Source organism: Streptomyces sp. NPDC056883 (assembly GCF_042788835.1).
In the GTDB taxonomy this organism is placed as follows: Bacteria; Actinomycetota; Actinomycetes; order Streptomycetales; family Streptomycetaceae; genus Streptomyces; species Streptomyces stoeckheimensis.
On record NZ_JBHUBS010000002.1, the window covers coordinates 529,691 to 541,194 of the forward strand.

Genomic DNA, 11,504 nt, shown 5'->3' on the forward strand with positions numbered 1-11,504 from the left:
TCAACCGACGGTGTCGAGGAGCAGTTGCGCCGCCAGCGTCGCCCCGTCGGTGCGGACCGTGTCGGCCACGGCCTCGGCCCGGCCGACGGTGTCCGGGGCCAGGGCCGTCCTGAGCGCGGCCGACAGGGACTCGTCGGTCGGAACAGGGCCGTCGTGGGACACGCCGATGCCCAGTTCGGCCACCCGGCCGGCCCAGTACGGCTGGTCCGCCAGCTGGGGCACGACCACCTGCGGAGCGCCGGCCCGAGCGGCCGTCGTCGTCGTACCCGCGCCGCCGTGGTGCACGACGGCAGCCACGCGTCCGAACAGCTGCTGGTGGTTGACCTCGCCGACGGCGAAGCAGTCGTCGCGGTCGTCGATGAGACCCATGTCCGCCCAGCCGCGCCCGACGATGACCCGGCGGCCCTGCGCGCGGACCGCCTCGATGGCCACCCGGGCGGCCTCCTCGCCTCCGCGCACGGCCATGCTGCCGAAGCCCACGTACACGGGCGGCGCGCCGGCCTCGAGGAAGGCCGCCAACTCCGCCGGGAGCGGCCGCTCGTCGGGCAGCACCCACGCTCCGGTCTGTACGACGTCGAGGTCCGGCGTCTCCAGCCACGGATCAAGCACAGGGTCCGTCGCCAGCCAGGGCCGGTCGCCGAAGGCGTAGTCGCGGACGTTGGCCACCGGGGGCAGGCCGATCGCCGCCCGGCTGGTGTTGAGCGCCTCGCCGAACAGGGCATCGATGCTCTGGGCGTCCAGCTCCCACAGGGCACGGTTGTCAGTCACCTCCGGTGGGAACGGCCGCCCCGGGTACGCCAGCGGCGGGCGCCGAGGCGAGGGCAGCGTCAACTGCTGGAAGATCACGGACACGTAGCCGATGCCCAGCTTCTCGGCCACCGACCGCGCCCCGGCGATGGCCGGCATCGCGCCCGTCGCCACCAGCAGGTCGCAGCCCTCTGCCGCCGAGGGGATCACCTCGAGCTGACTGGCAATCAATTCCGCTGCACGCTGGGGAAGGTTGGCCTTCGACGGAGGCGGTGCCGCGGTCGTCAGCGCGCGTGCCGACCGGCCGACGCCCGCCACGGACACGCCTATCCCGGCCAGCCGCTCCGCGAAGTCCTCGTCCGGTGGCGCGCATACCCGCACCTCAGCGCCGAGTTCCCGCAACCGCACCGCGAGTCCCACCAGCGGTTCGACGTCTCCGCGTGACCCATAGGTCGACAACAGCACACGCATTTCCTGAATCTCCTGCTTCCGTGGTCCGGCGAATCGTGCTGCCTTCACCCTGCACTCAAGACGGCGAAGGCGGCGGGAATGATCAACTGTGTCCTCTAGTCGAGGTCGAGGTCGAGGTCGAGGTCGAGCTGGAGCTCGCACGTGCGCCGGTAGGAGCGGAACCCCAAGCGGTGGTTGACCGCCAGCATGTGGACGTTGTCGTCGGCGTTGTCCGTCTCGATCTCGACGACGCCGGGGTGCTCGGCGCGCAGCCGGCTCGCCATGGCGGCCTTGACCCACAACCCGAGTCCGTGGCCGCGGTGTTCCGGCACGACCGCCGTGTCGTACTGCTGGACCCGCGGCGGCGCTCCGTGGGGGATCACGATCTCGGTGTAGCCGGCCATGGCGCCGCTGTCGTGCACGGCGGCGACGGTGAGCAGCGTGTTCCCGCGGTCGGCGACCACCGCGGCCATGGCGCGAACGCGATCCGCGTCCCACGCCACGCTCCCGTAGTCCAGGTCACCGACGGGCGCGTCGTTCATCGCGTTCTTGGCGGCGGCGAAGGAGTCGGCGAGGCCGTCGGGAACCGTTCCGGTCCAGCCGGTCAGCCGGTACCCGGCGTGCTCGGCTTCGGCGATCCGGAGCAGGGCGGCCCCGTCCGTGTCGTCGAGGCGCAGCAGGAGGTGACTCAAGGCCAGTGCCCGGCGGAAGCCCCGTCGTCCGCTGAAGGCTTCGCCCGGACCATCGGCCGGGGCCGTGGCGATCAGGCTGCGCCGGTTCTCGGCGCGGCAGGCCGCGACGGCCGCTGACAGCAGGAGGGAGCCGGTTCCCAGGCGGCGGTGTGCGGGGTCGACGTGGAGGTCCACCTCGGCCAGGTGCTCCTGGCCCGGGGAGGTGAACACCCGCAGGGCGGCGACTCCGACGGGGACCCCGTCCGTACGGGTGGCCAGCCACATCAGCCGGCGGCTGCCCAGAGCGGGCCGGGTGAGCTGGGCCTGGATCTGTCCGAGGTCGGGTGCCGGTACTCCCGGCAGGTCGTGGGCCGTCGAGGCCTGGACGACCTGATGCCACGCGATGGCTTCGGCGGCCGAGACGTGCTGGAGCGGCTTGACGTGTACTGATGTGGGCAAGGTGACGGCCTTCGTGGTCGAGTCGGTGGTACGTCGGTTGCGTGCAGCGCTTCGAACGCTCGTGGCGCTTGGCGCACTTGGGGTGTTCGTCCAGTCGGTGTGGCGCACGAGCGGCCAGTCGACTTCGATGCGGGCAGCCGTCGCGAGGTAGTTGGTGAACACGTTGAGTGCGACATGGGCGATGACCTCGACGATCTGCCCGTCGGACAGGCCGGCGCTCCGGGCCGCCGTCAACTGCTCGTCGGCAACGGTTCCCCGGTCACGGACCGCCGAGGCCGCCAGCTCCAGGACGGCGGCGGCCCAGGGGTCGTCGGCCTTGCCCCGGCGTGCGCCGGTGGCCTCGGCCGCACTCAGCCCGGCCGTCCTGGTTCCGCGGAACGCGTGCACGGAAAGGCAGTAGTCGCAACCGTTCTCCTGCGCCACCAGCAACGCGATACTCTCGCGCATCTGCGCCGGCAGGGTTCCCTCCGTGCTCAGGGTGGTGACGACGCCCAAGTACCCCTTCAGTACGGCCGGACTGTTGGCCATCACCCTGGCCAGGTTGGGGATGACCCCCAGGGCTTGGTGCGTGGCGGTGAACAGAGCTGCGGTGTCACCGGTCGCGATCTCCGGTTCGACGGTGTGGAGTGACATGCCGGTAACCATGCAGGTCGATCTTGATACATTCGCGATGCTTCTTCGATGCACGTGCTGGTGACCCCGGGGGTAACGGAATGCGGTTCACGATCCTCGGTCCGGTCGAGGCCGTGGGTCCCGGTTCGGATGCACCCGGCCTGGCACCCCGCCATCGTGCGGTACTCGCCTATCTGCTGCTGCACGCCGGGGTCGCGATCAGTACGGACCGCCTGATCGACGCCATGTGGGGGCCGTTGCCGCCGGACTCCGCCCGGGCGCAGATCCAGACCACGATCGCCGCGATCCGGCGGATGCTCCGCGGTTCGGAAGCCGACGGGATGCTGGCCACGCGACCGGCCGGGTACGTGATCACCCCCGGGGCGGGGCAACTCGATCTGGACGAGTTCACCGGCATGACCGCCAGAGCAGCGTCCCTCTCCGACGACCCCGGCCAGGCCGCGGACCAGATACGTGCCGCGCTGGCGCTGTGGCGGGGAGAGCCGCTGGCCGACATCACCGCCCATTACGTCCAGAGCGCCAGAGTGCGCCTGAACGGGCAACTGCTGACCGCCGTCGAGCGCCTGGCCGAGCTGGACCTGGCCCGGGGGCGGCACGACGACCTCATCGACGAACTGTCCGTCCACGTGGCGGCCAACCCCTTGCGGGAGCGGCTCTGCTGCCAGCTGATGCTGGCTCTGCACCGCGCCGGACGCCAGACCGACGCGTTGGACGTGGCGAGGACCTTCCGGGCGACCCTGGCCGATCAGCAGGGACTGGACCCCGGCCACGCGTTCGGCAAGCTCGAACAGGACATCCTGCGGGACGCCCCCGATCTACGGCCGCCGGTGACCGCGCCGGCGAAGCCGCAGGGGATCAACTTCCTGCCCTACGACGTCCCGGACTTCACCGGACGCGAGGACGAGATGGACGGCCTGATCCGCCTGTGGTCGGGCAACAACGGTGGCGTCGTGACCATTTCGGCGATCGACGGGATGGCCGGGGTCGGCAAGACGACGCTCGCGGTCCACGCGGGGCACCGCCTCGCGGACCACTTCCCGGACGGACAGCTCTTCGTCGACCTGCAGGCGCACACCGCCGGTCAGGCACCGCTCGACGCCGGTGCGGCGCTCGAGATGCTCCTGGGACAACTCGGCGTACCCACCCAGCGGATACCCGCATCGGTCGCCGACCGCGCCGCGCTGTGGCGGTCCGAACTCTCGGGCCGACGCGTGCTGGCCGTACTGGACAACGCCCTCGGCGCCGACCAGGTGCGCCAGTTGCTGCCCGGATCCTCCCGCGCGCTCATCCTGATCACCAGTCGCCGACGGCTGACCGACCTGGACGGGGCCCACGCCCTGTCCCTGGACGTGCTGCCCGCCGCGGAAGCCCTGGAGCTGTTCACGGCGATCGTCGGCCAACGGGCGGCGGACGAACCCCTGGCCGTCCTCGATGTCCTGCAGCTGTGCGGATTCCTGCCGCTGGCCGTCCGCATCGCCGCCGCCCGCCTGCACCATCGCCCGCGCTGGACCGTCGCCCACCTGGCCGACCGGCTCCGTGACCAGCGCCGCAGGCTCTCCGAGCTGGCTACCTCGGAGCGAGGAGTGGCGGCGGCATTCACCCTGTCCTACGAGCAGCTGACTGCTGATCAGCAGCGGATGTTCCGGCTCCTGGGGCTCCAGCCGGGCCGCGACATCAGCCCCGAGGCGGCGTCCGCGCTGGCCGACCTCCCGCTGGACGAGGCCGAGACGCTCCTGGAAGACCTCCTGGACGCCCACGTTCTGACCCAACATCAGCTCGGCCGCTACACCTTCCACGATCTGCTGCGCGAACACGCCCTCGCCACCGCGGCCGCCCAGGAAACCCCGGATGCCCAGCGCGAGGCCCTCGACCGGCTGTTCCACCACTATCTCCACACGGCGTGCACGGCCATCGACCACCTCTACCCCGAGGGCAAGAACCGCAGGCCGCGCATCCCCGCGCCGCAGACCCCGTCCTGGCCCCCGCGGGACGAAACCGAGGCGATCACCTGGCTGGACGGAGAACGCGCGAACCTCATGGCGTCCGCCCAGTACGCGGCCGAGCACGACCGGCTCCCGCACGTCGGCCAACTGGCCGCCACCCTGCACCGCTACCTGCTGGGCCACGCCCACCAGGCCGACGCGCTGGTCCTCAACGGCCTGGCACTGGGAGCCGCCCGCCGCAGCGGCGACGCAGCCGCCGAAGCCCGTACGCTCATCGACCGCGGCCAGGTCTACTTCTGGTGGCACGGCGACTACGAGCAAGCGGCCGAGCACTTCCGGAACGCCTTGGACCTCGCGCGCCGGACCGGCGACCAGGGCCTCGCGGCCGGCGCACTGGCGGCCCTCGGCACCGTCTCCACACGGCGGCGGGAATACGACCTGGCCCACGACCAGTGCGTGCAGTCCCTCGCGCTCTTCCGTGAGCTCGGCGACCGCGGTGGCGAAGCCAGATGCCTGACCGACCTCGGCATCGTCCACGAACGCCGAGGACGGTACGAGGACGCCCACGAGCACCACCGGCAGTCGCTGCTGGCGTACCGCGAGACGGGATCCCGCATCGGCGAGACCGTCGTGCTGAACAACATCGGGCTCCTGTACCAGCGGCAGGGCCGCCACGGCGAGGCCCGGCAGCAGCACAGCCAGGCGCTGGACCTGAGCCGCAGGTTCGACTTCCCCGGAGACGAGGCCGAGTCGCTCAATGCCCTTGCGGAGGCCGCCCGGTCCATGGGCGACCTCGCGCAGGCCGCGGCCGAACACGACAACGCGCTGACCGTCGCCCGTGAGTTCAGCTACCGCCCCGAGCTGGCCCGCGCCCATGGCGGCCTGGCGCACGTCCACCGCGACCTCGGCCGCATCGACCTCGCTCACGACCACGCCCGACAGGCCCTCGACCTCTACACCGCCCTCGCCGTCCCCGAGGCCGAGGAGATCCGCACCTTCCTCGCCGAGCTGCCGCCGCCCGCGAACGAGCCCTAACCGACGGAGGCGCCCGGGTGTCGGGTGCGGGTACGGGCGTTCTCCACGACCGCCCAGCCCTTGCCGCCGTCGAAGGTCCTGAACTCGACCAGGTGGTGGTCGAGGTGTCCAGTGATCATCACTGCCATGAGGGACAGGTACTCGCCCCGGAGATCGGGAGTGAGGTCGTTCTCTTGCGGTCCTCCCAGGAGAACCTGCTGTTCCTCTGCCAGGAGCGTGCAGGTGGTCTGGACGGCTCGGACGAGTGCCTCGAACTGCTCCCCGCCCAACCGCGACCGTAAGAACTCCAGATGGGAGCCGAGGACGTCGGTCTCCCGGCCGCCTTCCGACCCGCCGGGATCCACTTGCGTTCCGGGCTCTCCAGGGTTCGGCGGATGATTCTCGGTCATGCTTCCGCCCTTCCCCGCCAACGGCCGCTGCCCTGCGCAGTGTAGGCAGAGGCCGGCGCTCCGACGGCGTTCTTCGGCCACCCGGGAGGCCCCGGCCGCCTTCTCCGCGGCGTCCCGGGCCCCGTGCGCCCCGAACGTAATCGACTATGCCACTTGCACATTCAAAAGGAATGCGATTTCGGCAATTCCGGGATGGACTGCCCGCGTTCACCGTCCCAACGTTGACAGCGTGCTGCATCTTGAGGGTAAATGAGTTCACAGGTGGCCTGATGTCGTCGTAGGTAGGCCGGATCAGGCCAGTCCGTGACCGGTTCGGTCCGCCCGTCACCTGGTGTGGCCGTGGCGATGTGGCAGGAGAGGTGCGTTTGGGTCGCGGGGGTGCGGCGTGGTTGTGTAATGAGCGGGTATTGACGAATTCGATTCTTCCGTGGGGGATCAATGGCCCAGCTCAGTTCTTTTTCCGTCCCCGATTTCCACCTTCCGTTCGGAAACTCCAAGCATCCCGGGGCTGCCCGGGCGAACGCCGAGGCGACCTCGTGGGTGGTGCAACACGAGCTGGTGACCGCCGCGGCCGAGCAGTTCTCGGGGATCGGCGTGGGCCACCTGGCCGGCCGGGTGAGCGGTGACGTCCCCTATGAGCGGGTCCTCCTGCTCGCCGAGTGGATGGCCTGGTCGTTCGTCCTGGACGACCAGCACGACCACCTGATCAGAGCCGGAGAGGTCGCGGCCTGGCGGCCCGTCACCGATGCGATCACCGGCTATCTGCGAACGGGGCGGATCGAGGGGTCGGCAGCGGGCCGAAACCCGTTGGTGACGGGATTCGTCGACCTGTGCGACCGGATCCTGGCCGGCATGTCCGAGGGGACTGCGGCCCGGTACCGCACCCAAGTCCCCCTCATGCTCCACTCCTTGGACCAGGAGGCTGGCAACCGCGCCGCCGCGCGCGGCCCGGGGGTCCAGGAGTACGTCCTCATGCGCCGGCACAGCTCCCAGATCCTTCCGATGATGGCCATGGTGGAGGCCGGGCTCGGGATCGACCTCCCGCAGGACGTCCACGACCTGCCCGAGTTCCAGGCTCTGGCCGCGAGCGTGCTCGACGTCATCTCATGGGGCAACGACGTGTTCTCCCTGCCGAAGGAGCACGCCTGCGGGGACACCAACAACCTCGTCTCCCTCATCTCCTTCTGGGAGAGGTGCTCCCTCCCCGACGCCGTCCAGGCGGTCGAGGGGCGCATCCAGGAGCGCATCGAGCAGTATCTGACGGAAGAGAAGCGTCTGATTCAGGCCGTCAAGGCGCTCCCCGGGGCGGAACCGTCGCTGGTCGACGCGGTCACCCGCTGCGTGCGCAGTTACGAGGACTGGATGATCGGCGCCGATCTGTGGCAGCGTTACGAATGCACGCGGTACAGCGACGAACGGTTCGCGGCCGGACTGGAGTCTGCGTACACCCGCCCGGATCTTGTCTCCGCGGCGTGACGGAAAGTCAGCTCATGGCATCTGAAGCGCATTCCGGTCCCGAGGTCCATGCTCCGGTCGCCCCAGGACGGTTACCGCTCCTGGGCCACGCGCTGCAACTGTGGCGCCGGCCGATCGCGTTCCTGGAGTCCCTCCGGGAGCACGGCGACATCGTACGGCTCGACATCGGGACCTGGCCCGTCCACGTGCTGACGAGCCCGGAGCACGTCCACTCCGTACTGGTCCAGCAGGCGCAGCAGTTCGGCCGGGGGAGGATCTTCGACAGGCTCCGTCCGGTGTTCGGCAACGGGATCGTGACCACCGACGGCGACTTTCACCGCAAGCAGCGCCGGATGATGCAACCCGCCTTCCACCGCAACCACATCGCCGAGTACGCCGAGGCGATGTGCCGGCAGGCGGAGGTGATGTCCGCGTCGTGGACGGACGGCCGTGAGATCTCCATGGTCACGGAGGCCCGCGGGTACGCGATGTCCTCGGTCGCCGAGATGATCTTCTCGGGGGACCTGAGCCGGCCCGCCGTCGACGAGGTGCACCGCTCGCTGCCCATCGTCCTGGAGGGCATGCTCGTGCGGGCGGTCATGCCCAAGTCTCTGGACCGGCTGCCCATTCCGTACAACCGGCGGTTCGACGGCGCGGCCGCCCGGCTGCGCCGGGTCATCGACGAGGTGATCGAGCAGTACCGCGCCCGCGCCGAAGAGCCGGCCGAGCGGGGCGACCGCCACGACCTGCTCTCCTTGCTGCTGGCGGGCGTGGACTCCGAGACGGGCTCGACGATGGATGCCGAGCAGGTGCGGGACGAGGTCATCGCCATCATGCTCGCCGGCACCGAGACCTCCGCGACCACCCTGTCCTGGATCTTCCACGAGATCGGCCGGCACCCCGAGGTGGAGGCGCGCGTCCACGCCGAAGTCGACTCGGTGGTGGGGTCCCGGCCGGTGCGTCCCGAAGACATACCCGCGCTGACCTACACGAACGACGTCTTCCAGGAAGCCCTGCGCCTGCATTCCCCCCTGCTCTTCACCCGCAGGGCCCTGGCCCCCCTCACCCTCGGCGGAATCTCGATCCCGGCCGGCGCGGAACTGGCCTACAGCCCGTACGCGTTGCACCGGGACCCCGTGCTCTTCCCCGACCCCGGCGTCTTCGATCCGGACCGCTGGCAGAAGGGGGCGAAGGAGCGGTCCCGTACGCACAGCTACGTCCCGTTCGGCGCCGGCCAGCACAAGTGCATCGGCGATTCCTTCGCCGTGGCGGAGATACTGACCGCGGTGGCGACCGTCGCTTCGCGATGGCGCCTGAAGCCCGCCCCGGGCGTCACCGTGCGCGAACTTCCCGCAGGCATCCCGCAGCCCAGCGCACTGCCGATGATTCCCGTGGCGCGAAAGGTACAGCACCCTTCTCGTACGGGTGATGAGATACCGCAATAGTGTGCTGAAACAACATCAACTCCGGTTCCGGCCCGTACACTCTGCCGCACGTGCTGGAGGGGGCAAAGGATGTCGCAGGTCACGGAACCGAGCAGTTGGAACACTCAGCCCCTGCTGGAGCGGGAGGCGGAAGTCCTCGCGATCCAACGCGCGGTGGACGTGCTCTGTGGTATCTCCGGCAGTGGCTCCGCCCATCGCAGCGGGGGTGTCCTGACCTTCGCCGGACTGGCCGGCATAGGCAAGACCACCCTGCTGAACGAGGCCCGCCGTCACGCCGCTCACCGCTCCTGCACCGTGCTCTTCGCGCGCGGCGGCGAGCAGGAGCGGCAGGTTCCGTTCCACGTGATGCGCCAGCTCATCCAGCCGGCCCTCGCCGCCATGAGCGAGGACGAACGGCGCGACGCGCTCGGCAGCTGGTACGGCATCATCGCCCCCGCGCTCGGGCTGACCGCGGCCCCGAAGGGTCCGACGGGGCCCGACCCGCAGGGCGTGCGCGACGGACTCGACTGGGTCGTCACGCACCTGGCGGTACGCAACGCCCCCGTCGTGCTGATCGTCGACGACGCGCACTGGGCGGACGCGGAGTCCCTGAGCTGGCTCACCTCCTTCGCGGCGCGCGCCGAGGAACTGGCCATGCTGATCATGGTGGCCTGCCGGCCCGACGAGATCCCCGCCGACGCCGGCGCGCTGCGCGCCCTCATGGGACGCCAGGGGGCGCGCCCGCACGAGCTGGCTCCCCTGACCACGAGCGCCGTCGCGCGCATAGTGCGCGACGCCCTCGGTGAGAACGCGGACAACGTGTTCTGCCGCGAATGCTGGGCGATCACCGGCGGAAACCCTTACGAGGTGGTCGAGCTGGTCATGAAGGGCCGCGACCGGGGGTTGAAGCCGTACCAGGGCAACATCCCCCAACTGCGCGACCTGGCTTCCGCGGTCAAGGGCAGCGGCCTGATCGACCGGCTCGAACAGCTCGGCACGTCCACCGTCCGGCTCGCGTGGGCCGCCGCCGTGCTCGGCACCGCGGTCCCCCTCGGCATCGTCGGTGGCGTGGCCGCCCTCGGCGAGGCGCAGGCCGCCGAGGCCATCGACCGGCTGCGGGCCGCACGCATCCTGACCGTCCTCACGGGCGTACGGCGCAAGGAAGTCGTGGAGTTCTTCCACCCGCTCATCGCCACCGCCGTGTACCGCTCGATCCCGCCCGGTGTACGCGTGGCCATGCACGGGATGGCCGCCCAAGCCGTGATCGACGACGGGCAGGGTTCCGCGGCCGCCGCCCGCCACCTGCTGGAGATGCACCCCGAGGGCGACCCGTGGGTCGTACAGCAGCTGCGCCAGGCCGCGCGCGAGAGCTTCTCCGCGGGCGCTCCCGATGCCGCGCGCCGCTACCTGGCGCGTGCCCTGCGCGAGCCCCCGGAGGTGGAGGACCGCGCCGAGGTCCTGTTCGAACTGGGATCCGCCAACCTCCTGCACGATCCAGCGACGACGATCAACCAGCTCAGGGCCGCGCTGGAGGAGCCCAAGACCGACCAGGCCCTGCGCGAGGCGATCACGTACCGGCTCGCCCAGGCGCTCGGCCACACGGGTCAGCTGGGTCTGGCGGCAGGGCTCCTCGCGGACGAGGCCCGGCGTGCCACGAGCTCCCGTACGCGGCTGCGCATGCAGGCCGAGCAGTTCAAATGGAACGCCGTCCGGTTCGACGAGGAGAACTCGCCCGCCCGCTCCCGGCTCCTCGCCCAGTTCGCCAAGCGGCTCACCGGCCGGGGTCTGCCCGAGCGGCACATCCTCGGCCTGCGGGCCTGGGACGCGGCGATGCGCGGCGAGCCGGCCTCCACCGCCCTGGAGTACGCGGAGCAGGCGCTGGACGGGGGCATGAGCTGGACCGACCAGGACTTCGGCTTCGAGGTGCCCGCCGTCCTCGCGGTCACCCTCATGTACTGCGACCAGCCCGGCCGGGCCGAGGACCTCTTCAACACCGCGATCATCGAGTTCGAGGGGAAGGGCTGGCGCGGCGCGCACCTGTCGTTCGTCTACACCCTGCTCGGCTACGTCCGCTACCGGCGCGGGCAGCTCGCCGAGGCCGAGGACTTCGTGCGCAACGGCCTGCAGATCGCCGACCGCGTCGGCACCGGGATCCCGGCGCAGTGGTACGCGATCGGTACTCTCATCGAGACCCTGCTCGCCCGGGGGAACACCGCCGAGGCCCAGCGCATCGCCAAGGCCTACAAGCTGGCGGACGGCTTCCCCCAGGCCGTGGTCTATCCCGATCCGCAGGCCGTG

Annotated in this window: 7 protein-coding genes; 4 read left to right on the top strand and 3 right to left on the bottom strand. The window is 70.6% G+C overall.

Annotated features, from left to right (window positions below; genetic code table 11):
* The gene (locus tag ACFRU2_RS07755; protein ID WP_382968947.1) at window positions 1-1,218 is read right to left on the bottom strand and encodes a glycosyltransferase; all 1,218 of its coding nucleotides are present in this window, start codon (window positions 1,216-1,218) and stop codon (window positions 1-3) included.
* A 95-nt stretch (window positions 1,219-1,313) separates the two neighbouring features.
* Window positions 1,314-2,960 (bottom strand): GNAT family N-acetyltransferase, encoded by a 1,647-nt coding sequence (locus ACFRU2_RS07760; RefSeq protein ID WP_382968949.1) that lies wholly within the window; start codon window positions 2,958-2,960, stop codon window positions 1,314-1,316.
* Between the two features lie 80 nt (window positions 2,961-3,040).
* Between ACFRU2_RS07760 and ACFRU2_RS07765 the strand changes: the two genes are divergently transcribed.
* Entirely contained in the window at window positions 3,041-5,938 is a 2,898-nt protein-coding gene (locus tag ACFRU2_RS07765; RefSeq protein ID WP_382968952.1) for a BTAD domain-containing putative transcriptional regulator, read from the top strand.
* On the opposite strand, the gene ACFRU2_RS07770 is transcribed toward ACFRU2_RS07765, so the two are convergent.
* Window positions 5,935-6,327, bottom strand: coding sequence for a hypothetical protein (locus tag ACFRU2_RS07770; protein WP_382968955.1), 393 nt, complete (start codon window positions 6,325-6,327; stop codon window positions 5,935-5,937). The genes ACFRU2_RS07765 and ACFRU2_RS07770 overlap by 4 nt on opposite strands.
* A gap of 540 nt (window positions 6,328-6,867) precedes the next feature.
* Between ACFRU2_RS07770 and ACFRU2_RS07775 the strand changes: the two genes are divergently transcribed.
* The 3 genes from ACFRU2_RS07775 to ACFRU2_RS07785 form a co-directional block, all read left to right on the top strand.
* Window positions 6,868-7,803 (top strand): terpene synthase family protein, encoded by a 936-nt coding sequence (locus tag ACFRU2_RS07775; protein WP_382968958.1) that lies wholly within the window; start codon window positions 6,868-6,870, stop codon window positions 7,801-7,803.
* 14 nt (window positions 7,804-7,817) lie between these two features.
* Window positions 7,818-9,227, top strand: a complete 1,410-nt coding sequence (locus ACFRU2_RS07780; protein WP_382968961.1) for a cytochrome P450 — start codon at window positions 7,818-7,820, stop codon at window positions 9,225-9,227.
* 69 nt (window positions 9,228-9,296) lie between these two features.
* Window positions 9,297-11,504 (top strand): ATP-binding protein (locus ACFRU2_RS07785; RefSeq protein ID WP_382968964.1); only part of this gene is annotated, 2,208 nt, incomplete at its 3' end.

Bases quoted from the DNA above. Each gene is read 5' to 3' on its own strand.
- ACFRU2_RS07755 (WP_382968947.1), bottom strand. From the start codon at position 1,218: ATGCGTGTGCTGTTGTCGACCTATGGGTCACGCGGAGACGTCGAACCG.
- ACFRU2_RS07760 (WP_382968949.1), bottom strand. From the start codon at position 2,960: ATGTCACTCCACACCGTCGAACCGGAGATCGCGACCGGTGACACCGCA.
- ACFRU2_RS07765 (WP_382968952.1), top strand. From the start codon at position 3,041: ATGCGGTTCACGATCCTCGGTCCGGTCGAGGCCGTGGGTCCCGGTTCG.
- ACFRU2_RS07770 (WP_382968955.1), bottom strand. From the start codon at position 6,327: ATGACCGAGAATCATCCGCCGAACCCTGGAGAGCCCGGAACGCAAGTG.
- ACFRU2_RS07780 (WP_382968961.1), top strand. From the start codon at position 7,818: ATGGCATCTGAAGCGCATTCCGGTCCCGAGGTCCATGCTCCGGTCGCC.